The sequence below is a fragment of the Hydrogenophaga sp. YM1 genome, assembly GCF_016903055.1.
Taxonomy (GTDB): Bacteria; Pseudomonadota; Gammaproteobacteria; order Burkholderiales; family Burkholderiaceae_C; genus Hydrogenophaga; species Hydrogenophaga borbori.
Genome location: NZ_CP070223.1, coordinates 483068 through 503597 on the forward strand (window position 1 = coordinate 483068; position 20530 = coordinate 503597).

At 65.6% G+C, this 20530-nt stretch carries 23 protein-coding genes; 5 read left to right on the plus strand and 18 right to left on the minus strand.

The genetic code is table 11. The features are described from left to right. Positions 1-12: 12 nt before the first annotated feature. The 8 genes from brxF to JNX00_RS02440 all read right to left on the minus strand — a co-directional run bounded on the left by brxF (position 13) and on the right by JNX00_RS02440 (position 7257). Complete coding sequence (brxF, locus tag JNX00_RS02405; protein ID WP_239478242.1) at positions 13-468, minus strand: BREX-3 system P-loop-containing protein BrxF; 456 nt, start codon at positions 466-468, stop codon at positions 13-15. A 10-nt stretch (positions 469-478) separates the two neighbouring features. Then, positions 479-1390: a WYL domain-containing protein gene (locus JNX00_RS02410; RefSeq protein ID WP_204743980.1), complete on the minus strand. Its 912-nt coding sequence runs from the start codon at positions 1388-1390 to the stop codon at positions 479-481. A gap of 354 nt (positions 1391-1744) precedes the next feature. Then, a complete protein-coding gene (locus tag JNX00_RS02415) occupies positions 1745-2623 on the minus strand; it encodes a plasmid partitioning protein RepB C-terminal domain-containing protein (protein ID WP_204743981.1) in 879 nt (292 codons plus the stop codon). Then, positions 2620-3531 carry a ParB/RepB/Spo0J family partition protein gene (locus JNX00_RS02420; RefSeq protein WP_204743982.1) on the minus strand — a complete coding sequence of 304 codons (912 nt, stop codon included), beginning with the start codon at positions 3529-3531 and terminating at the stop codon, positions 2620-2622. The genes JNX00_RS02415 and JNX00_RS02420 overlap by 4 nt, the downstream gene beginning before the upstream one ends. Further along, a complete protein-coding gene (locus tag JNX00_RS02425; RefSeq protein ID WP_204743983.1) occupies positions 3528-5093 on the minus strand; it encodes a recombinase family protein in 1566 nt (521 codons plus the stop codon). Before JNX00_RS02425 ends, JNX00_RS02420 begins: the two co-directional genes overlap by 4 nt. Positions 5094-5241: 148 nt before the next feature. Continuing rightward, positions 5242-5721 carry a hypothetical protein gene (locus JNX00_RS02430; RefSeq protein WP_239478243.1) on the minus strand — a complete coding sequence of 160 codons (480 nt, stop codon included), beginning with the start codon at positions 5719-5721 and terminating at the stop codon, positions 5242-5244. 70 nt (positions 5722-5791) lie between these two features. Next, positions 5792-6655 (minus strand): nucleotidyl transferase AbiEii/AbiGii toxin family protein, encoded by an 864-nt coding sequence (locus JNX00_RS02435; RefSeq protein WP_204743984.1) that lies wholly within the window; start codon positions 6653-6655, stop codon positions 5792-5794. Beyond that, a complete protein-coding gene (locus tag JNX00_RS02440) occupies positions 6652-7257 on the minus strand; it encodes a type IV toxin-antitoxin system AbiEi family antitoxin domain-containing protein (RefSeq protein ID WP_062794306.1) in 606 nt (201 codons plus the stop codon). Before JNX00_RS02440 ends, JNX00_RS02435 begins: the two co-directional genes overlap by 4 nt. 225 nt (positions 7258-7482) lie before the next feature. Here JNX00_RS02440 and JNX00_RS02445 point away from each other — a divergent pair, with 225 nt between their 5' ends. The 5 genes from JNX00_RS02445 to JNX00_RS02465 all read left to right on the plus strand — a co-directional run bounded on the left by JNX00_RS02445 (position 7483) and on the right by JNX00_RS02465 (position 11353). Further along, entirely contained in the window at positions 7483-8139 is a 657-nt protein-coding gene (locus JNX00_RS02445; protein ID WP_204743985.1) for an alpha/beta hydrolase, read from the plus strand. Beyond that, positions 8136-9344, plus strand: coding sequence for an XRE family transcriptional regulator (locus JNX00_RS02450; protein ID WP_153169291.1), 1209 nt, complete (start codon positions 8136-8138; stop codon positions 9342-9344). The genes JNX00_RS02445 and JNX00_RS02450 overlap by 4 nt, the downstream gene beginning before the upstream one ends. Before the next feature lie 16 nt (positions 9345-9360). After that, a complete protein-coding gene (locus tag JNX00_RS02455) occupies positions 9361-9609 on the plus strand; it encodes a hypothetical protein (RefSeq protein WP_020200504.1) in 249 nt (82 codons plus the stop codon). A gap of 20 nt (positions 9610-9629) precedes the next feature. After that, on the plus strand, positions 9630-10091 hold the full coding sequence (locus JNX00_RS02460) for a hypothetical protein (protein ID WP_204743986.1): 462 nt from the start codon (positions 9630-9632) through the stop codon (positions 10089-10091). Between the two features lie 212 nt (positions 10092-10303). Next, entirely contained in the window at positions 10304-11353 is a 1050-nt protein-coding gene (locus JNX00_RS02465; protein ID WP_204743987.1) for an acyltransferase, read from the plus strand. Positions 11354-11397: 44 nt separating this feature from the next. Here the strand turns inward: JNX00_RS02465 and JNX00_RS02470 are convergent, their stop codons facing one another. The 10 genes from JNX00_RS02470 to JNX00_RS02515 form a co-directional block, all read right to left on the minus strand. Continuing rightward, positions 11398-11853 (minus strand): RidA family protein, encoded by a 456-nt coding sequence (locus tag JNX00_RS02470; RefSeq protein WP_070400486.1) that lies wholly within the window; start codon positions 11851-11853, stop codon positions 11398-11400. A gap of 14 nt (positions 11854-11867) precedes the next feature. Continuing rightward, positions 11868-13217: an FAD-binding oxidoreductase gene (locus JNX00_RS02475; protein ID WP_070400485.1), complete on the minus strand. Its 1350-nt coding sequence runs from the start codon at positions 13215-13217 to the stop codon at positions 11868-11870. Positions 13218-13326: 109 nt separating this feature from the next. Continuing rightward, positions 13327-14136 (minus strand): ABC transporter permease, encoded by an 810-nt coding sequence (locus JNX00_RS02480; protein ID WP_204743988.1) that lies wholly within the window; start codon positions 14134-14136, stop codon positions 13327-13329. After that, on the minus strand, positions 14133-14960 hold the full coding sequence (locus tag JNX00_RS02485) for an ABC transporter ATP-binding protein (protein ID WP_070400483.1): 828 nt from the start codon (positions 14958-14960) through the stop codon (positions 14133-14135). The genes JNX00_RS02480 and JNX00_RS02485 overlap by 4 nt, the downstream gene beginning before the upstream one ends. 74 nt (positions 14961-15034) lie before the next feature. Then, positions 15035-16033, minus strand: coding sequence for an ABC transporter substrate-binding protein (locus JNX00_RS02490; protein ID WP_070400482.1), 999 nt, complete (start codon positions 16031-16033; stop codon positions 15035-15037). Between the two features lie 50 nt (positions 16034-16083). Next, complete coding sequence (locus JNX00_RS02495) at positions 16084-16944, minus strand: creatininase family protein (protein ID WP_070400481.1); 861 nt, start codon at positions 16942-16944, stop codon at positions 16084-16086. Between the two features lie 29 nt (positions 16945-16973). Beyond that, complete coding sequence (locus JNX00_RS02500; protein ID WP_204743989.1) at positions 16974-18296, minus strand: amidohydrolase family protein; 1323 nt, start codon at positions 18294-18296, stop codon at positions 16974-16976. 21 nt (positions 18297-18317) lie between these two features. Beyond that, entirely contained in the window at positions 18318-19325 is a 1008-nt protein-coding gene (locus JNX00_RS02505) for a PDR/VanB family oxidoreductase (RefSeq protein WP_204743990.1), read from the minus strand. Between the two features lie 107 nt (positions 19326-19432). Then, positions 19433-20074 carry a TetR family transcriptional regulator C-terminal domain-containing protein gene (locus JNX00_RS02510; RefSeq protein ID WP_070400479.1) on the minus strand — a complete coding sequence of 214 codons (642 nt, stop codon included), beginning with the start codon at positions 20072-20074 and terminating at the stop codon, positions 19433-19435. A 45-nt stretch (positions 20075-20119) separates the two neighbouring features. Further along, complete coding sequence (locus tag JNX00_RS02515) at positions 20120-20521, minus strand: RidA family protein (RefSeq protein WP_204743991.1); 402 nt, start codon at positions 20519-20521, stop codon at positions 20120-20122. Positions 20522-20530: the final 9 nt, after the last annotated feature.

Sequence of the window (20530 nt, forward strand, 5' to 3'; positions counted from 1 at the left end):
TTCCCCTATGCTTCAAATCTCGACTGCGACCACGCCATCAGCGTCGTAGTCGCGATATTCCGGATGGGTCATTTCGGCGTAATACAACCGATTCCCGCGTAGTTCGCCGGGCCAAACCGCCACGACACGCTTTGCGTGGGCCAGCCGCTTGATCAGATCCAGCGGATTGATCTCCAGGCCGCGCTCAAACAACAACTCGATGTTGTCGAGCAGCAGCACCTCATCTTTGCGCTGCTTGTCAGCGATTTCCCGCAGCAGCTGGCCCGCAGAAAAACCACGGGCTGCGTGCGGCGTGGCCGACAAGCGACGCCCCAACTCCAGATTGATGTTCAGCGGCTGAACACCCAGCTTGGCTCCCAACTCCTGCAGCAACTTGGTTTTGCCACTGCCACGCGGCCCTGCCAGCACGATGAGTTTTGTGTGCAACTCACCAAGCTGGTCTACGTACCGTTCAAGTTTCGTTAGCATCAGCAGCCCCTCATTCCGCTTCGGCTTCTGGCCGACGGTGGTCAGGCGAGCGGTAGCCGGGTGCCAACAGCGCGTTCTTGACGCCATAGAGTGCCAAATGGTCTTTCAGCCAAAGTCTGTACTCGTGACCTTGCAAGCTGTGGTCTGGCGAGGCATCGACGCTCCAACGCTGGAGCATGTAGCCAGCCACTGCCGCACGGACGCGCATCCGGATCGAACCATCTTTCATCCCGTAGTCCATTCGAATGATCTCGGGACGGTTCAGGCGCGGGTGGGGTACCAAGTCCAATTCGACGATCCGAGTCCACTGGATGTCGTTGTCCGGGCGCTCGTTGGCCTTGGGCTCCTCATCGAGCAATGTCGGTGTTTCGATGCGGGTGACGACAAAGTCCCGGAACTCGCCGCTCTTGCGATCAAAGGCCCGGACGTGCCAGCGCAGGCCGGTATCGACCAAGGCGAAGGGAACGATCACCCGTTCCGACTCACCACTGCTCATCGAGTGGTAGCGTATGGCCACCGGGCGCTTGGCGTGGATCGCGCGACAGATAGGTGCCAGTACATCCATGCGGGGATTACTCAGCGCCGCTGGTGACTCGCAGGGAAGCATTGGCAGCGACTCGCCATTCACCCCATCGCCGAACCCAAGCGACAGCGCTGACAAAACTCGCTGCGGGGCATGATCGAACAAAGGCGCGAACGCTTTGCCAATTCTGTAGATCTTGTTGCTGCCATCGAACTCGATGTTTTGCGGCGCAACCTCGCGGTACAGAGCCAGATCGCGAGTGGCTGCTGCGGGTGCCACGCCAAAGCGGCTGGCCAAATCAGGACGGCCAACTTCCCCCATGAAGTACAGGCGGAAGTCGATGTAGGCCAAGCGCTCGCGCTGGGTATGACTCAAACTTTCGACACGCTGAGGGTGCATCGTCAAAGACTCCTCATCCATGCGAGACGACAGGAAGACCGCGAAAATTGGATTGACTGCTCATCATGGCGCCATTTATATCATCATTTTGATTACATTATGCGCCATCACTTGTGTCTGAGCAAGCAAGATTAGGTGCCGCTGTTCGCCCAGGCGCAGGCCCCGATGCGCGTGGGCAGGCCAGCGGCAAGCCTGTCGGTCACCGCCCTTGATCACGGAGGGGGGCAGAAACTCCGTTTTGGGGGCTATGACCCTGATGCTTCCAGATTGTTAAAGAACCGTGGCCGCCTGCGTGGACGCCATCACGACCTTCCGGTGGGAAGGGTTTCGCTCACTGGGCCGATAGCGCGCCGCTTATTTGTCCAGCGCCACCATACGGACGATGCTGTCGAACTCGTTCAGCACGTCGGGGTGGTTCCTGGTCAGGTGACGCAAGATGGCTTCGTTCGCCATCAACTTGGCGAGATAGCCCTTGGCTAGCACCAGGTTGAGGATGTCCTGACCGTAGGTTTGCTCGGCAAGCTTGAACTGCTCTTGGAGGTTGCCCATTTCCCTCTCCATCTTGGCCATCTGGTCGGCGCTAACTCCGGTCATCTTCTTGGGCTTGGCCTCGCCGACGAGCAAGTTGCTGGGTGTCGCCGCAACCAAGGCCTGGGCATAGGCGACCGTGATGTTGTTGGCACTGACCATCAGTTCGACGCACTCAACCTGACGCGTCGGCTTGAGCTTACGCAGGACCGCACCAAGGTTTGCCGAAAACGTCTGGTCGCGCAGCAATTCGGCGGCCTCCGGGCAGATGCCTTCCAGCAGGTTTAGCTTCTTGATGATGTGGCTGATGTCCACGTCCAAGGCCTTCGCCAGCTTTTCCGGGGTGACACCCCGTTCGACAGCGCGACGGATCATGAGGTGCTCCTGAATACTGGAGAGGCGATTGATCCGGTTGTTGTAGGTGTAGCTTTCGTCATCGGTGGCTACCAGGCAGGGAGCCTTGTCGAAGCCCAGCTGTTTCAGCGCGACCAGTCGTGTGTGCCCGTCCAGCAAGATGTGCTGCCCCTCGCGGTTGGGCTTTCCCACCGACAGGGGTTCGATCAGCCCGACCGCCTCGATAGATGCGGTGATCTGCTTGAATTTCCGTGAGGCAAGCAAGCCTTCTGGCGTCTTACGCGAGGGCAGGACGGACGAGAGGGGCAGAACCAATGGCTCCGGAACGAAGCCCAAGGGCGGTTTGCTCATGCGCCGCTCCCTCGAGACCAGACCCGCTCCGCCAGATACTGGGGCAGTGTGTCCAGCCCCTCCGCGCGCAGCAGCGTGGTGAAATTCTCGTCGGCCAGCAGTTGGCGCAGGGCCCCGACAATGAACAGCAAGTTGCGTTGAGCCGTCTCTGCTTTCCTGACCAGCAGCTTCTGTCGCTCGACTTCCCGCTGGTAGTTCCGCACCAGACTGGACGTGGTGACATCCTCATTGGTCTTGCGGGAGGTCATCCTGCCGCCGATGGACTTGCCTTGGGTGCGGCGACGTTCGATCACACGACGGGCTTGGATCAACTGGCTGCCACGCAGCTTTCCGGTTTCGTAGGCATCTTGCAATGCGGCTTGAATGGCTTTTTCGTCGCTGCCCGCGCCAGCAATGGTGATCGCCGCATTGAGAGGGATGCGCCCGCTGCCGACGGCCATCAGCAGTCGCTGTTCACCGTTCTGCAGCAACTGCAGGATGCCCTGCACGTACTCCGGACTCAGGCCTGTCTTTTGGGCAATCGATTTCTTGTCGTAGCCCTGATCCCGCAGCTGCTCGATGCCGGACAGCAATTCCAACGGGCTGAACTTTCGCCGGGCGATGTTCTCGGTGAGGCTCATGATGAAGGCCGATTCGTCATCGACGTTCATCACCATTGCCGGGATCTCTTGATGCCCGAGCGTCTTGAAGGCCTTGAACCGCCCCTCGCCGCAGATGAGGAGATAGTGCTCGCCGTTGCTCCCTGGACGCGGCGTCACGATGATGGGCTTTTTCAGGCCGATGCTCTGGATGTTGCCGACGATCTGCTCGAAGACCCGGCTGTTGCGCTCGCGGGGGTTGAGAACCTCAATCCGGTTGAGCGGAATCATCCGCAACTCCGAATGCCGATGCTCTTTGTCTTGACTCATGCGGCCCTCCGTATGCGGATGCGCCGCGCCATGCCGTAGAGGTAGTCCAGGCTGTCGAAGCGATAGCACTCAAACTCGATGCCGTTGTGGTCGGCCAGATGGATGCGTGCCTGGCCGAAGTCCAGTCGCGGCAGCAGGTAGTAGTCCAAGGCAGCCTGGTTGCTGTCGTCCAGCCGCACGGCCACCGTGATATCGGGTGCGAGGCTGGTGTCGAAGCGCACCTTCCAGCGCCGTCGCCCGTTGTCGAGCAATTGGCACCGCGCCAGCACCAGTGAAACGGTGAACTCGCGATTCACGGTGAGAAGGTCGGTGGCCGGGTCACGTTCGACGTTGCCGCCGACCTCGGCAATCGTGCGTTCGGTCTGGCTGACGATCTCTGGATGCAGTCTGCGCAGAAACTGATTCACCTCCAGATACTGGTAGTCGCGATCCGGAGTGAAGCCCACCGCCTGGTAGGCGCGAACCAAACTGCCGAATCGATGTGCATAGGCCGCCGCAGACGGCATGCCATCTGCCTCATCGATGATCAGGCCGGAGAGGTACCCGTGGCGCTGGTACAGATTGCGCAGCTTCTCGATCAACTCCTCGTCGCTGTAGCGATGTGCCCTTGCGCGCAAGATGCCCTGCGCCGTGTAGAAGAGCTCTGGTGGCACGATGCCCTCGAACGCACCTTCCTTCTTGATCCACATGTCGGGGCTGTTAACCACTCGGTGCTTCTTGAGCTTGAAAGATCGACGGTTGTAGATGTTGTTGCCGATGTATTTCTCGTTGGACAGTACCTCGCGGACGGTCGCTCGCGTCCAATCCCGCCCAAGGTCAGTCCGCGTACCTTGTGCGTTCAGCCGTTCGGCGATGTCCAGCTCCGTCAGGTTGTCGGTGACAAACCAGCGGTAGATCTGGTTGACCACGGCGACCTCATCATCCGGCCCCGGCTGAAGAATGACGCGGTCGGTTTGCAGGCTCTTGTGCTCGCCGCGAGCCAATTCACCTTTGAGCGTGCCGGACTGATCGACCAGCACGCGTCGCAGGCCGTAGCCAGCGGGTCCGCCTTGCCGAAAGCCCAACTCAATCAGGCGGCACTGCCCGGCGAACACCTTGGCCGACAACTCCCGGCTGTATTCGCCAGCCATCGCACGCTTGACGCCCTTGACGATGGTCGACACTGGTGAGCCGTCGTTTTCGAACTGCTCTGCGCAGTACGCGACCTGGATTCCGGCGCGGCGGCAAATGTATTCGTAATAGGCGCTCTCATCGGCATCCTGAAACCGGCCCCAGCGGCTGACGTCGTAGACGAGAATGATCTGGAAGTCCGCGATGCCTGCCTCGACGTCCTTGATCAGTTGCTGCAGCGCTCGCCGCCCATCGATGCGCAAGCCGCTCTTGCCCTCGTCGGCATAGGTGCGAACGATTTCGATGTTGCGCCGAGCCGCGTACTCGCGGATCTTGTCGGCTTGGTTTTCCGTCGAATACTGCTGGTGCTCGGTCGACATCCGCACGTACTCGGCGGCCCGAAATGTCGGTGGCTGATCCGCCCCCGGAATGGAGAACTCTTCTGCCTGCATAGACCCGATCACTTTATGTTGTGTGAACTTGCTCTCGGGCCTGCCTTTCACCTCATTGGCATACACATGACCTGCGATACGCGGCCGGAATGCACATGGTTGAAATTGTTGCCATCCAGGATGATCGAGAGCCCATTTGGGCTTGAAGTTAAGGCTGGACTCCCTGCGTGTCGATCAAGTCATCTCTTGACGCATCCATCTTGCATTCACAGGTTTCGCACAGCAGCGTGATTTCAACTACCCAAGAACCCGGTGTTCCATTGGGAAATTCCGGACGTCTTGTGATCCGGTAGATGCCGGAAGGCAGCGCTGACACGTCCATCTTTACAGGATCGATGACTGCCTGCCGATGGGCGGCGGTAGGTTGTTCCCCTTGATCGCCATTGGCCTGTTGTTCGTCTCGGTGATTGCGCCAATAGTCGTGATTGCGCTGTGACCACGCGCGTTGGGCCGCCTGCTGATTGATGCGGTAGTCAGGATCGGATTGGAGTTTTGCCCGCTGCCAGTCGCGCTTGCGAGCCCGCTGGCATTCAGGGGCGGAGCAGAACGCTTGGTCGGGAACCTGTGGGCGGGGTTCGAAGGGGTGGCCGCAGTGTGCGCAAAGTCGAGTAGTCATCGTGGTCTCCATGCAAAGTCCGTATGGAGACCGCCACTGACCGTGGCGAAGGGCGCGAAGCGGCTGCCCTATGAAGGGATATTCAACGAGCGACGGTGTTCAACGCGGGTGCCAATGCCACGCTCAAGCGGCCAACGATGGCGGCCAAGGGTTCTGGCGGAAGTTCGTTCTTCTTGAGAAATGCCAGCCACAGCGCCTGGCGCGAAGCGTCGTGCGCAAACTCGTCCGTCAGGCCGACTGGCAGCGCATCAGGAAGCGCCATGCCCCGTCTTTCGAACGTGGCCTTGATCGCCTGGGCCAGCAGATCAGTGTCCAGAGTTTCTCGTTCCAACAGCACAGACAGATCGAAGTAGTCCTTCAAGCGGCTGTTGGTCATGCCCAGCAACGCGATGGCGTGGAGCTTTTCCGCGATGACGGTGTACGTTGGGTAGGCCCGCAGCCGTGGGGCGGGCATTTCCTCCAGCAGTACTGGGTAGACCGAATCAACAGGCGCAGGGGTGACGGCGTCGCCGAAGCCGACATCGATTTGGGTCTTGCAGCGTGCTCTGGCCAGGTCGCCTGCAATCATCACGCGAACGCCACCGTAGCCAGCTTCCTTGCGGATCTCCTCGACCGTGACGGAGGCTGGGTCGAACACAATGCCGTCGTCGACTGGTACAGCTGCGATGTCCCGGAATACTTGGGCCACTGACTCCAGATCACTGGCACCGAAACCCAAGAGGTCGGCATCGCGTGTGGCCCGGTGTGGCATGTCGTACCAGAGCGTGAACAGCAGCGCACCTTTGAGCAGAAAGCGGTCCGCGTGCTGCGACTGGGTCAGCCGGTAGAGGATGCGCTCCAAGGCGAAGCGCACCAGCACCTGATTGAAATCGACGCCTTGCGCCTTGGCGACATTGAGCAGACGCGCACGGACGGATGCCGCGACAGCTGGGGTAGCCGCACTCATCCAACGCTCTCCAGATAGGGGCGCATCACATTGGCCACGCGGCATATCTTGGCGAATCGCCAGATGTCGTCGACGGAGGCCTTGCTGCGCGCCCGAGCGTCCTTCAGCGCCTCCAGCGCCACATCCAGCCCGATCTTGTTGCGGTGCTTGAAGCAGTCCGCCACGGTCTTGGCCACGCCGTACACCCGGAGCCTGACACCGTCGCGTTCGACTTCCTCAATCCCTGCCGAGTAGGCATCGCCCGTGAACTGCACCATCTTGACGGGCGGGTAGTCGACCCGGGGTGGGTGGCTGCCCCGAGGCATGGCGATCCAGATCTGACGCGGCAGCTGGGTGGTCAGCTCATGAAACTGCAGCGCCGTAAGCAGGCAGAACACCGCTTGAGGTACCTTGGTGGCGATGGTGCCAAGGCTCTCGAATTCCGAAACCTGTGCATCCGGCAGACGGTACAGGCCACGCCCCACCTTCTCTAGTAGGCCCGCAGCGGTCAGGCGCGTCAGAACGACCCGAGGCGCACTGATGGCGTCCAGATCGCTGGCGCGCAGTAGCCCCTTCTGGCTGGCCAGATCGAGGACGCGTTGATTGTGGGTACTGGAGAGCATGGGTGGAGTATGTTCCGTTATTTCGTCGAATGCAACTTCTGGAAGACAAAACGAAACATTTATCCCACGTTCTCCCGTTATCGCTGTTGGCATACGATCCGCTGGGCGCGCTACAAATCGGGGGTGTGGCCGCTTCAATCGCAGCATCCCCTACACGAAAACCTTTTAAGCGAAATTATTTGATGATAGAATCCGCCTGAACGAAATCCGATGACGGAGTTGCCAATGGCCCAGCCGAACCAAGAAACGATCCATGACTTGCTTGTGAGGAATATCCCGCGTGAGCTTGTCATGGGCCTCGAAGAAGCCAAGCTGGTCGGCGCTCAACGTGCCTATGCTGCGGCGCGAGGGATGGATGACGGGCACTTGCCCAGCGTGGTGGGGCAGTTGCGCCACTTCCATATGAACGAGTCCTTCCATCGCGCACTTGCCGTTGCAGACGCATCTCCTTCACCGCTACGTGGCAATCAGATCGTCACGGGCCGCTCTGGGATCTTCACCTTGGCACGGTTCAACACCAAGTATGGGGTCTGGAACAGCGGGCGGCGCAGCGAAACCCGAAAACAGATGTCCCTGGCGAACGCAGCCATCGAGCCACTGGTTCAACCCGGACTCTTTTCAGGCTACGTGGAGCCATCCCAAGCGGTTGTGTTCGTCGTGGCCTGCTTTGCAGGATCGCTGCACAGCCAGCCGGACACACCCGTCTCCATCGAAATCGCGGTCCCAGATCGCCACATGCAAGGCTGGCTTTTCCGGGAACCCATTGACGCATTCATCAAGCGCTACGACCTGCAGCCGACCGCAGGCCAGGACGATTTGGCTGTGCCGAAGCTGAAGAAGAACATTGGCAAACAACAAGACAAAGACGGAACAGGATCATGAGCAGGGGTGGTGTACAAGGATTTCAGAAAGATCGACTTAGCCAAATTCTTGCGGCCCGTCGTCTGACTCAAGTCCAGCTGGCCTCAATGGTCGACGTGTCTCCGGCGACCGTCAGTAAGTGGCGCGCAGGAACGCAAGCGCCCGAGCGTGACGCGCTTGAACGCCTTGCTGGCGTGGTCAACGTCACGCCGGAATGGTTTACGCGTGCGCCCGGGGCGAAGTTGTCGTTGCCGCTTTTTCGCAGCAACGCGTCAGCGCACGTCGCTGCACGCGCCATGCTGGAGGCCCGCCTTGAGTGGGCCCAAGACGTGGCGGCTGCCCTGATGGAGTACGTTGACTACCCCGATGTCAATTTGCCCTCTCGGGATTACACCGAACCGGAGCAGATCACTAACGAGGACATCGAGAAGGCTGCCTGCGAATGCCGGGATCTGTGGCGGCTGGGCCGCTCGGCGATTCAAGACTTGGCACTGGCCGTGGAAGGCGCTGGGGTCATCCTCGTTCGGGAAGAAACCGGCGTTGCCCAGATTGAAGGGCTGTCGGCTTGGAGCGAGGTATTGGGCCGACCGTTGATCCTCCTGTCCGCCGACAAGGACAACGGTTACCGCAGTCGCTTCGACCTTGCCCACGAAATCGGGCATCTTGTTCTGCATCGTCACATTCAGCGCACGACTGACAGCGCACGCCACAAACTGATGGAGCAGCAGGCGCACCGCTTCGCAGGCGCTTTTTTGCTGCCCGCCGAAACGTTCGCCAGCGAAGTTCGTGTGCCACCGACTCTGGATGACTTGTTGCTGCTGAAGCGCCGTTGGGGCGTGTCGGCAGCTGCGATCATCATGCGGCTCAAGGCACTTGAGATGTTGGATGAAGATGGTGCTCTGATGCTTTTCAAGCGTCGCTCTGCTCGGTGGGGTGCGAAATCGGAACCCGGAGACGAGGATCGTCGCCCAGAGCAGCCACGTCTGCTTCGTCGCACCATCGATCTGTTGGTCGAAGAGAAGGTCATGCCTTTGGACGCCATCCCGAGACACATCGGACTGGCTGCGGGCGACGTGGAAGCACTCGCCGGATTGCCTGAAGGCTACTTCCAGGGCAAAACTAATGTCGTGGAGTTTGCACGGCTGAAAGCAACCCAGAAGCAGGTTGATGACCAACCAGCCCAAGGCAATAAGGTGGTGCCATTCCGGCCCGTCTCCAAATCCTGATGTGAAAGGAACAGCGATGTCCAAGAACACAAAGCAGACGTCCTCACGAATTGGTCGGCTGGCGTCGGAAACGCTGCAAAGCAGTAGTTCGTCGCAAGTGGCCAAGAGTCTGGCCGCCTCGGCACTGTCTCAGCGCAGCGGCGACAAACAGACCGGTGCCCAGATGGAGGACAAGGCCGCACGCGTTTTGGCCAGCGACCGATACGCCAAAGAGACGAAAGAACTGGCGGCTTCGGTTCTGTCCCAGGCCAACAAGCAGCGCTGAGCCAGGGAGTCGAGTCCCTCATGTCACAGGATCTGAGCGACTCGCAACTGAAGGATCTTTGGCGTCAGGGAAAAATCCCGGTCATCTTCAAGCGCAATAAGCCACTCCCGGTCTTGGCACGCATTCCGTTTGCCGAAGGGAACATGGAGTGGCTGCGGGATGGCCGACGCATGAAGCCCGATTGGTGTGCGCAGTTCAAGGCCTGGGAAATTCCGACTGCGTGGTTCGACAGCGTGATCAAACTTGCGCTGAGGCGACACCAAGAGGTCTACGTGATCCAGTTGTACCGGGAGCACCAGAAATGCGCTCCAGCATGCTGGAACGCTGAGGGCTTTCACTGCGAATGCTCCTGCATGGGGGAGAACCACGGCGGTGGTCATCCAGGCGGCAACTGGTACGAGGTTTCCGAAACCTTTGCCGTGTCCTGGGGGCAGCAGCGCTATTCATGCCGCCATCTGAAGGTCAAGAACCCCGGGCGCTGACCGTGGCAGCGCAAGCTATCGAAGGTCGGAAATGCGCGGAGACAGCCAAAGTCCACCCGGACCTCCGCATCGTATATAATCTCGCCTACGGTGTCCTCGCCGGTGAGGCAGGAAGGTTCTCTCTAGTAGGGGACTACACCACCAAGATTCGACGCCCAACCCTTCCGGTTGGGCGTTTTGCTTTCCAGGGCCCTCCCGCAGCACGCAGCCACATGAACCGCTCCGCGTTGATCGACGGCATCAAGGCCCTGGCCTCGCAGCTCATCGTGCTGCACCACCTCTCGCTCTACGCGCCCATGACCGACTGGATCGCGGACGCCTGGCCGCGGTTGGTCGCTTTCCTGTACGACGACGGCCGCTACGCGGTGCAGCCCTTCCTCGTGATCGGCGGCTTCCTCACGGCGCAGTCGCTCGGCAAGCGGCGCGGCCTCGCCCCGGTGCCCTTGATCTGGCAACGCTACCTGCGCCTGGTGCCCCAGTTCCTCGTCGCCCTGGCGCTGGTGGTGGCCGCCACGCGGTGGCTGGGCCAGGAGCTGGCGCAGCAGGACTGGGTCTCGCCGCTGCCCTCGGTGGGCCAGTTCCTCGCGCACCTGTTCTTCCTGCAGGACGTGCTGGGCGTGCCGTCGCTGTCGGCCGGCGCCTGGTACGTGGCCATCGATCTGCAGCTGTTCGGGCTGTTCGCCGTGCTGGCCTGTTTCGCTGCGCGCTCGGCCAAGCCCTTGGCCGATTCCTTCGTGCCCCTGGTGGTGGCCATCGCCACGGTGGCGTCCATCGAGGTGTTCAGCCGCCAGCCGGCGCTCGACGTCTGGGCCATCTACTTCCTCTCGGCCTACGGCCTGGGCGCGCTGGCGGCCTGGTCGCGCGGCAGCGCGCGGGCGGCCCTGTGCTGGTGGCTGACGGCCGCGCTGCTGGCGCTGGACTGGCTGCAGGACCCCCGGGCCCGGCCCATCCTGGCCCTGACCACCGCGCTGGCCCTGTACGCCGGCTCGCACCTCACCTGGCGTTCCGTGCTGAGTCCTCTGCGCCGCGCGGTGGAGCACCTCAGCGACGTGTCCTACAGCGTTTTCGTCTGCCACTTCGCCGTGATCATCGTGGCCAGCGGCCTGTGGGAGCGGCTGGACCTCGGCGGCCTCGGCCAGGCCTGGCTGTGGACGGCCCTGGCCTGGGCCGCGGTGCTGCTGCTGGGCACGGCGGTGCAGCGGTTGTGCGACCGCTGGGTGCCGGTGTTGGTGCGCACGCTGCCCCTGGCGCGGGGCGCTTAGGGCGAACGGGCGTTCACCGCGCGGTTCGTGAACGCCCGCCGCGCTCAGCGTGGCAGGTACATCGTGGCCTCCACTTCCACCAGCACCTCGTCGCCCGGCAGGAAGCGCGAGACCTCCACCACGGTGCTCACCGGCGGCTCGTCCGGGTAGAACAGGCCGCGCACGCGGTTGTAGGGCGCGTAGTCGCGCAGGTGGCGGAAGTACTGCACCAGCTTGACCACGTCGGCCATGCGCCCGCCGTGCTCCTCGGCGAGCTGGCGGATGCGGTCGAGCACCAGCCAGCTCTGCGCCACGATGGGCGCCTCGAAGAGGTCCACCGACATCTGCCCGGTGTCGTAGCCCAGCGCGCGCAGCGCCGCGCGCGCGGCCTCGGGCAGGTCCTCGTAGCGCCGCACGGCTTCGCGCGTCGCGGGGTTCACGGCGACCACGCCGCTCATGAAGACGAAGTCGCCCACGCGCCGCGCGGCGGCGTAGCGGGCCATGGGTTGACCGGTGCTCATGTCGCCTCTTTCCTTCAGTTGGGCAAACCCCAGGCGCGCATCTTCCCGGGGTTCAGCAGGCCCGCGGGGTCGAAGCGCTTCTTCATGTCGATCACGCTCTGCGGCAGGTCACCGCCCACCTTGCCCTCTTCGATGATGTAGGTGTGCGGGTTGTTCACGCGGATGCCGTTGTCGCGGAAGGTCTGGATGATCTGGTTCAGGCGCTCCTCGGTGCTGAAGCGCACCAGCGGCAGCGAGGTGCAGGTGGTGAAGCCGTCCATGCTGCGCAGGAACTCCACGTGCATCAGCACCTCGTCGCCGAACAGCGATTGGATGGTGCGCACCTGGTCCAGGTGCTGGCCGGGCGTGAAGGTGGTCTGCAGGTAGGTCAGGCCCTTGTCGGCCTTCAGCGCGTTCAGCGTGGTGTGGTTCCAGCAGTACTCCAGCAGCGTGTGGTGCTGGGCCTGCACCTCATCGGCGGTGCGGCGGTAGGTGATGCGCCCGCCGTGCGCGGCCACCAGCTGCAGCGCCGCGGCCTCCGAGAACTCGGCCACCAGCAGCAGCGCGGCGTGGCAGCCCTGGGGCAGGTGCTCGGCCAGCGGCGCCATGTAGCCCGGGATCGGGTCGGCCAGCAGGGCGATGTTCTTCTTCACGATGCCCGGCGCGTGCGCGAGCGCGTTGCCGAAATTCAGCGCGCGGTCCATGTCGTCGAAGGCGACGATCATCTCCAGCCAGGGATGCGCCGGCGCCAGGGCCATTTCCACTTCCAGCACCAGGCCGTTGGTGCCCCACAGGTGGTGCAGCAGCAGGGCCTCGGGGCCGCGCAGCTCCACCACCTGGGGCTCGGCCTCGACGCTCATGGCGCGCACGCCGAGGATGTTGCCGGGCGCGCCGATGGGGCCGTAGTTGATGGAGCCCGCGCCGCCAAAGCCGCCGCTGAACAGGCCGCCGAGCGAGGCCGTGCGGAAGGTGGAGGGGATGCAGCGCAGCTCCCAGCCGCTCGGGCGCGCGGCGGCGTCGAAGTCGCCGATGCGGATGCCGGCCTGCGCGCGGCCCACGCCGGGGCGCGCCCACAGGAACTGGCTGTAGCCGCTCATGTCGAGCAGCACGCCCCCGTGCAGCGGCACGCACTGGCCGTAGTTGCCAGTGCCGCTGCCGCGCGGCGTGAGCGGCACGCCCAGGCGCGCGCAGGCCGAGGCCAGGCGGCGCAGCTCGTCCTCGGTGCGCGGGCGCACGGCGATGTCGCCGCGCTTGCCCAGCAGCTGGCGCTTGAGCACGGGGCTGAACCAGGAGAAGTCCTGCGACAGCCGGCCGACCTTGATGGGGTCGGTGATCCAGTCGAGATCGGGCAGCTCCTGCTGGAGCGATTGGATGGAAGCGTTCATTCAGATTCCTTGCGTCAGCCGTGCCTCGTCGAGGGCACCGCGGAACCGGCTCTGCCGGGCCGCAGGTGCCGCCCCCTTGAGGGGGTCGCGCGAAGCGCGGCGGGGGTGTTCAATCCTGCGCGATCTCGCTGGCGTGCCAGGAGCCGAGCGCGAGCTTGGTGAGCCAGGCCATGAGCACGAACAGGAACACGCCCGCCAGCGAGATGAGCAGCAGGGCGGCGAACATGCGCGGGATGTCGAGCTGGTAGCCGGCCATCAGGATCTGGTAGGCCAGGCCGGTGTTGGTGCCGCCGGTGCCGGCGACGAACTCGGCCACCACGGCCCCGATCAGCGCCAGGCCCGAGGAGATGCGCAGTCCGCCGAAGAAATAGGGCAGGGCACTGGGGATGCGCAGGCGCCAGAGCATCTGCATGCGCGAGGCGCGGTTCATCTTGAAGTAGGCCTGCAGGTCGGGGTCGACGCTGCGCAGGCCCAGGGTGGTGTTCGAGATGATGGGGAACAGCGCGACCAGCGTGGCGCAGACCACCAGCGAGGCCGTCGGCTGCTTGACCCAGATGATGATCAGGGGGGCGATGGCCACGATGGGCGTGACCTGCAGCAGCACCGCGTAGGGGAACAGCGCGGTCTCGATCAGCCGGCTCTGCACGAACAGGAAGGAGATCAGCACGCCGACCACCACCGCGACGATGAAGGACAGCACCGTGATCTTCATGGTGATCATCAGCGAGTCGAACAGCGTGCCCCAGTCGCCGATCAGGGTCTGCATCATCAGCAGCGGCGAAGGGATCAGGTAGGGCGGCAACTCCAGGCCGACCACCAGCGCCTGCCACAGCGCGATCAGCACCACAGCGACCAGCGAGGGGTAGAGCACGCGCTGCACGCGCGGCTGGGAGAGCAGGGGGGGCTGGACCGCGTTCATGCGCGCACCTCTTCGGCGGTTTCCTGGGTGTCGCGGCTGGCGCGGTGCAGGCTGTCCTGCAGGTTCTTGGCGTGGTGGCTGAAGTCGGTGCTGACCATGAACTCGGGGCGGCGGGGATAGGGTTCGTCGATGCGGAATTCCTCCACGATGCGGCCCGGGCGCGCGGCCATCATCACCACGCGGCTGGAGAGGAACACCGATTCGTGGATGGAGTGGGTGACGAAGACGACGGTGAGGTTCTTCTTCTGCCAGAGCTCCAGCAGGTCGGCGTCGAGCTTGTGGCGCGTGATCTCGTCGAGCGCGCCGAAGGGCTCGTCCATGAGCAGCAGCGTGGGCTCCACCACCAGGCCGCGCGCGATGGACACGCGCATCTGCATGCCGCCCGAGAGCGAGCGCGGCAGCACCTTGGCGAACTTGGACAGGCCCACCAGCGCGAGCGCGTCGGCCACGCGCGCGTCGGCCTCGGCGCGCGGCACGCCGGCCAGGTCCAGCGGCAGGCGCACGTTGGTCTGCACGTTGGCCCAGGGCATGAGCGTGGGCGCCTGGAAGACGAAGGACAGGCGGTGGCCCGAGCGTTCGAGCTGGTTCACGCCCTCGCCCCAGAGCTTGAGGCTGCCGCTGCTGGGCTCCAGCAGGCCCGCGATCATCTTGAGCAGCGTGCTCTTGCCGCAGCCCGAGGGGCCGAGCAGGGTGACGAACTCACCCTCGCGCACGCTCAGGTCCACCGGCTGCAGGGCCACGGTGCCGTTGGGGTAGGTTTTCTGGACTTGTCGGATGTCGATGGCCACGGGGGGCGCAGCGGCAGGCGAGGGCGGGCTGGTCATCGTGAGGTGGGGGTTGTGTTGGCGGGGGAAAAAAACAAGGCCCGCGCCGGGGCGCGGCGCGGGCCGGGGGCGGTTCAGGGCAGGACCTTGATGTCGCGGACCAGGTCGAAGTCGTAGGCCTGGTCGAGGTTGACCTTGGCCGGGTCGATGAGCTGGTTCTCCACCAGGAAGGCGTGGGTCTTGAGCAGGCGCTCGCGGGTGATGGTGCCGATGCCCTGCTTCTGCGCGTCGCCGCTGGTGATGATCCCCATTTCCTTGAGCTTGCCGATGCCGTAGGCGAGCTGCTCGTCGGTCATGTTGGGGTTGTCCTTCTTGATGAGCGCGTTGCCGGCGCTGGGGTCGGCGAGGTAGGCCTTCCAGCCCTCGGCGCTGGCGCGCACGAAGGCGGTCACGGCCTGGCGGCGCTCCTTCACGGTCTTGTCCATGCAGGAGATGGTGTTGGCGTACGGGGGGTAGCCGTGGTCGGCGAGCAGGAAGGTGTTGGCCTTGATGCCCTGCTTCTGGATGGCGAAGGGCTCGGACGAGAGATAGCCCATCTGCACGATGTTCTTGTCGGCCACGAAGGGCTGGATGTTGTAGGTGTAGGGCCGCACCTGCGAATCCTTGAAGCCGTACTTGCCCTTGAGCCAGGACCAGTAGCCGCGCATGGCGGTGGGCGCGATCAGGATGGTCTTGTCCTTCATGTCCTCGAAGGACTTCACCTGCTCGTGCGCGATCAGCACCTGCGGGTCCTTCTGGAAGACCGCGGCCACGGTGACGATGGGCAGGCCGTTGTTGCGCGCGACCATCATCTGCGTGTCGGTGGCGCCCATGATGCAGTCGGTCTGGCCCGCGCCCATGATCTGCAGGATGTTCACCTGCGGGCCGCCCATGCGCAGGCTCACGTCCAGGCCGTGCTTCTTGTAGAGCCCGGTGGCCAGGGCCTGGTAGAAGCCGCCGTGCTCGGCCTGCGCGTACCAGTTGGTCATGAAGGTGAACTTCTCCTGGGCCTGCGCGCTGGCGGCGAGGCCCAGCAGGCCGAGGGCGGTGGCGCCGAGCGCGCGGCGCAGGCGGAACAGGGGGCGAGAGGTCATGGCGGGCCTTTCTGGCTGGGGGGTGGTGGGGACGGGATCGGTGGGTGGCCTCAGTCGGCCAGGGTCTGCTGGATGTGGCCCGTGTGGTGGCCGCGCTCCCAGGTGGTTTGTTCGCGCACGACCCATTGCATGGCGTGCAGCTCGGTGATGGCCTGGACCCAGCTGTTGGCCAGGCTGTCGAGGATGGCCTCGCCCTGCTCGCGCGTGGCCGTGGTGGGATCGCCGATCACGCCGCTGGGGCCGAAGTCGCGCGCCACCCAGGCGCAGGCGGGGCGGCCGTCGGCCGACAGGATCTTGGAGGGGAAGACCGGCGGGAAGGCGGCCTCGGCGCGCTCCATGTGCACGGTGTCGGGCGCCAGCGCGAGCATGAGCGCGGTCTCGGAATGGCCCGCGTGCATGGACTGCTTGCGCTCCTGGTCGCTGATGAACTGCCCGGACACGTTGGGCACGCGCGAAACGCCGAAGGGCACGATGACGAAGTCGCCGTGGCGCAGGCGCAGCTCGCGCGCGGCCATCTCCAGCACCTGGGGCTGGCCGCCGTGGCCGTTGGCGAAGACCAGCTTGCGAAAGCCCGAGCGGTAGACCGACTCGCCGAGTTCGATCATGGTGGAGAGCAGCGTGGTGCCGCTCAGCGTCATGGTGCCGGCGAAGTGCAGGTGCTCCTCGGACTTGCCGTAGCTGATGGGCGGCAGGCCGAAGGCGCGCACCTCGGCGGGCAGGCGCTCGAAGGCCTTGCCGATCACGCCGGCGGCGATCACGGTGTCGACCGAGCAGGGCAGGTGCGGGCCGTGCTGCTCGGTAGCGCCGACGGGCAGCACGATGACGGTGTTCTCGCGGTCGGGCAGGGCGGTGATCTCGGTCCAGCTCAGGTAGGGCAGGAAGCGGTGCGGGGGGAAGTAGCCGTGCAGCATGGGTGGGGTTCTCTGGGGGGGGGGCGGGGTCAGCGCGCGGGGGCGCCGCTGTCGTTGGTGTCGGTGCTCGTGTCGGTGTCGATGGCGCGGCCGCCGCGCAGCACGCGGCGCCGCGCGGCGCGCGAGGGCCAGGCCGTGGCCTCGGCGCGGTCGAAGATCACCAGGTCGGCGGGCCGGCCTTCGAGGCCGGGCGCGGCGGCCGCTGCCTCGCGGCCCAGCCAGTCGGCGCGGCACAGGGCCATCGACCAGTGGTCAAAGGCCCCGTCGAGCTGGCCCGCGAGCACCGCGGCCTGCATGGCCTCGACCGGGTCCAGGCTGCCCACGCGGCAGAACGGGTCCTGCACGTTGTCGCTGCCGATCAGCAGCGGGATGCCGCGCGCGCGCGCTTCCTTGACCAGGGTGAGGCCGCGCTGGCGCGGCGTGCGGCCGGTGGCGGCGTCCTGCAGCAGCAGGTTGGTGATGGGCAGGGACACCAGGGTGATGGGCGCGCGCGCCACCGCGTCCAGCGTGGCGAGTGCGCGCGATTCCGGCTGGGCCGCCAGCGCGCAGGTGTGGCCGCAGACCACGCGGCCGTCGAAGCGCGTGGCGCGCAGGTTGCGGGCGAGCCAGGCCAGGCCCTCGGCCTCGGGGTTGAGCTCTTCGTCCACGTGCAGGTCGAGGTCCAGGCCCTCGTCCTGCGCGGCGCGCAGCAGCTCGCGCAGCGCGCCGGGGTTCCACTGGCTGCTGTGCACGAAGCCGCCCAGCAGGGCGCCCGGTCCGTCGCCGGCGATGCGCCTGGCCAGCGCCTGCGCCACGGCGCGGTCCTCGCAGGGGCCGAGCTTGACCAGCGCGACGCGCTCGATCGCCAGGCGATCGCGCCATTCGTGCGCAAGCTCGCCCATCACCTCCCAGGCCAGCGGCGTGGCCTGCGGGTCCCACCAGTCGATGTGCGTGCGCAGCCGCGTGGTGCCGGCCTGCCAGGCCCAGTGAAGGCCGCGCCGCATGCGCGATCGCAGGTCCTCGCGCGTCCAGCGCTCGCGGTCGGCGATCACCGCCTCGATGGCGCCGAGCAGGCCTGGGCGCACCGCGCCCAGGCGCGGGCCGATGAAGGCCTTGTCGAGGTGGGCGTGCGCTTCCACGAAGCCGGGCAGCACCGGCGCGCCGTGCAGGTCCCAGCGCGCCTGGCCCGCGGGCCCCTCGGCGGCGGGCAGCGGGCGCACGCGGGCGATGCGGCCGTCGGCCAGTTCGAGGCGCGCGAGCGCGGGCCGGCCCTCGTGCGTCGGCCAGTCGGCGGGCAGCAGCCAGCGCGGCAGGCGCGCGCCATGCAGCGCGGCGGGCGTGTCGGTGTCGGGCACGGGGGGCTGGGGGGTCATGCGGGGCTCGTTCGCGCCGGCTCAGATGTCCAGCGTGAGGGTGGGCGTGAGCGCGCGCGCGCAGCACACCGCCACGTGCGTGGCGCGCTCCTCGTCGGTGAGGCAGCTGTCCTGGTGGTCGGGCGTGCCGTCGAGATAGGGCGTGATGCAGGACGCGCAGATGCCCTGCTCGCAGACCGTGTCCACCGCAATGCCCGCGCCGTGCAGCACCATCGCGATGCTCTTGCCCGCGGGCACGTGCAGGCGCTGCTGGCGCCGCGCCAGGATCAGCTCGAAGCCGGCGTCGGCGCCGGGCGCGGCCTCTTTCGGGGGCGCGCCGAAGTGCTCGAAATGCACGCGCTCGGCCGGCCAGTCGCGGCTGGCCTCGCGCAGGGCGGCCATGAAGCCTTCGGGGCCGCAGTAGTAGAGGTGCGCGCCGGCCGGGGCCTGGGCCACCAGGGCGGCGGGGTCGGTGCGGGTGGCGGGCGCGTCGTCGCGGTGCACCGTCACGCGCCCGCGCCAGGGCGCGGCGTCCAGCGCGGCGCGCAGCGGCAGGTGCTCGGCGCTGCGCACAAAGACGTGCAGGTCGAAGGCCGCGCCGCGCGCGTGCAGGGCGTGCGCCATGGCCACCAGCGGCGTCACGCCGATGCCGCCGCCCAGCAGGCGGTGGTGCGGCGCCTGGGGCGCCAGCGGGAACAGGCAGCGCGGGCGGCCGATGCGCAGCAGCCGGCCTTCGCGCAGGTGCTCGTGCACCGCGCGCGAGCCGCCGCGGCCGGCGTCCTCGCGCTTGACCGCGATCTCATAGCCTTCGGCGCTCAGCGCCGGCTCGCCGCAGAGCGAGTAGCTGCGCGCCAGGCCGCCGGGCAGGTAGAGGTCGATGTGGGCGCCGGCCTCGGCGGCGGGCAAGGCCTGGCCGTCGCAGCGCTCCAGGCGGTAGCCGCTCACCTCGGCGGTGTGGCGCTGCACCCGGGCCACGCGCACGGTGAATTCGCCCCGGGTGGGGTCGGCGGAAAGGGTGGCCGATGGGGCCAGGGTGTCGGGGGCGTTCAATTTTGACCGAATACTTTGACCAATTGGTCAGTATATGGATGAGAAAGGGCTTGCACAGGCGGGATTACCCGGGGACGGTGGGGTGGGGGGCGCCGGCCGCGCGCGGCTCAGGCCGGCAGCAGGCCGCAGCCGCGCAGCACGAAGGGGATCAGCTCGTTGGCCACGGCCTCGCGGTCCAGCGGCGCCTGCTGGCCCTGGCCGCAGATCTCGCGCACCTGCAGCGCGAAGTCGGCGTGGTGCTGCGTCATGGCCCAGATGTGCATGAGCAGCAGGTGGGCGTTCATGGGCCGCATCAGGCCGCGCGCCATCCAGCCGTTGAGGATGGCCACCTCTTCTTCGACCCAGATCCGCGCCTTGGGCCAGTAGCGGTCGAGGTTGTGGCCACCGTCCAGGATCTCGCGCGTGAAGATGCGCGAGACGGTGGGCTGGTCGAAGGCGTGGTCGAGCTTCAGTCGGATGTAGTGGGCCAGGATCTCGGCCGGCTCGGTCATGCCCGGCGGCGCGAACGGGATCTTCCAGGCCATCATCACCGAGTCGAGCAGCTCGGCGTAGAGCTCCTCCTTGCCGGCGATGTAGTAGTGCAGTTGGGGCTTGGTGAGGCCCGCGCGCTCGGCGATGGCCTGGGTGGACGTGCCCTTGAGGCCGTGCAGGCTGAACTCCTGGATCGCCGCTTCGCGGATGGCGGCGAGGATGCGCTGGCGGCTTTCGCGCGCGGGGCGTCGCGCCGGGGGAGGGGCTGCTGCGGTCATGGCGGGCGGGCATGATAGCGCGCCCGCCCCAAGGTCGCGTGCGACTCAGGCCCGCGGCTTGAGCGCCACCGCCTCGATCTCCACGCGCACCGGCGCGATCAGGCCCGCGATCACGGTCGAGCGCGCCGGCGCGGTGGCGGCCGGGAAGCGCTCGGCGTAGGCCGCGTTGAAGCCGGGGTAGTCCTGGCCGTCGACCAGCCACACGGTGGTCTTCACCACGTCGGCCAGCGTGCAGCCGGCGCGGCGCAGGATGTCCTCGATCAGGTCGATCGTGTAGTGCGTCTGGCTCACGATGTCCTCGCCCGCGGGCTGGCCGTTGCGCATGGGCACCTGGCCCGCGACGAAGACCAGCCGCTGATCGGCCACCACGGCGGGCGAGATCGGTTGCACCACGCCGGCCCGCTGAACCGGCGGGTCGACGTGGAGGATGTCCGGGTTGTTCGGCATCGCTGGGCG